Raw genomic sequence first — 1,447 nt, 5'->3', positions numbered from 1 at the left:
TGATATAAAATTCGCCCTGCATAACCTTCCAGAGCGCCAGCAAATTTATCTGGGGGAAGCTCTTCAGATCTTAATGGACGAGTTTGAGCAAAAAATGGCGCAACTCTCGATGAGTTTTGATATTGTTGAACTTTCAGATTGCTTGTCAGTTAGTGTTACATACTGCACTGATTTATATACTTCTGAGACGATCAGCCGCTTGTTCGGTCATTACCGCCAACTACTGGAATCGGTGGTTATCTCGCCTGAAATATCTATCAGTAAACTTGAGATGCTGGGCAGTGCGGAGCGTGAGCAACTGGTGAACGGCTTTAACCAAACAGGGCGTGACTATGATCTTTCGCGGACGGTACTGGAGCTTTTTGCAGGTCAGGTGACGGCTGGCGGCTCGTCTGTCGCGCTTGTTTTTGAAGGGCAAACGATGAGCTATGGCGAGTTGGACGCTGCCAGCAACCGGCTGGGGCATTACCTTCGCGGGGTTGGGGTTGGTCCGGAGAGCCTTGTTGGGATCTGTTTAGAGCGTGGCATCGATATGGTAGTGGGGATACTGGGTATTCTGAAATCGGGTGGTGCTTACCTGCCGATTGATCCTGATTATCCCGTGGAGCGTATCGGCTACATGATTAGTGACAGCCAGGTTTCGTGCGTGGTCAGCAGCGCGGCGCTGTCTGGGCGCTTGCCGGGTTCATGTCATGTAATCCAGCTGGACGGGGCGGACCGGGAAAGGGTCGGGGCTTGCAGCAGCGAAGTAGTGTTCTCGGGTGTTACCAGCTCGAACCTTGCCTATGTGATTTATACGTCTGGTTCGACAGGGCGGCCCAAGGGGGTAATGATTGAGCATCGTAGTTTAGTTAGTCTCATATACAATCAGATAGAAACGCTTCAGTTGCATTCGGGTATAACAGTGTTACAGTTCTCTTCGATTAGCTTTGACGCTTCGGTCTATGAGATTTTTTCGACATTAACTGTTGGTGGTAGACTTGTCACCGTGTCAAAGGAGACGATATTGGAGTCTGCTCGTCTCACAGAACTCATCAACAAAGAGCAAGTAGAATTAGTAACCCTGCCGCCATCTTATCAAATAGCTCTTATAGAGCCGATGCCAAGTTTAAGGACTTTAGTATCCGCCGGGGAAGCTATTAATTTAAATGTAGCGGCTGGCCTGGCCGGTCAGGGAATTACAGTTATCAATGCGTATGGGCCTACTGAAAACACTGTTTGTGCGACATTGACTAACGATCCCCTTGATCATGCTGGTAAAATTGTAATCGGAAAACCATTGGGAAATAATAGGGTTTATATCCTCAATGATTATCTGGAGCCTGTGCCTTGCAGTTTAACAGGAGAAATATTCCTTGCAGGAGATCAGTTGGCGCGTGGATACCTGAACCGGACCGATCTGACTGCTGAGCGTTTTATAGCCAGCCCTTTTGTCGCAGGCGACCGC

Annotated in this window: 1 protein-coding gene; it reads left to right on the top strand. The window is 48.9% G+C overall.

Annotated elements, in window-relative coordinates; all coding sequences use genetic code 11:
* Positions 1–1,447, top strand: a 1,447-nt coding sequence (locus tag AAHB90_RS32385) for a non-ribosomal peptide synthetase (protein ID WP_342089473.1), incomplete at both ends; no start/stop codon positions are given.

The organism is Dyadobacter sp. OTU695 (assembly GCF_038440355.1).
Classification (GTDB): Bacteria; Bacteroidota; Bacteroidia; order Cytophagales; family Spirosomataceae; genus Dyadobacter.
Note: the sequence above shows the minus strand (reverse complement) of the source record. Positions and strands in the feature narration are given on the sequence as shown.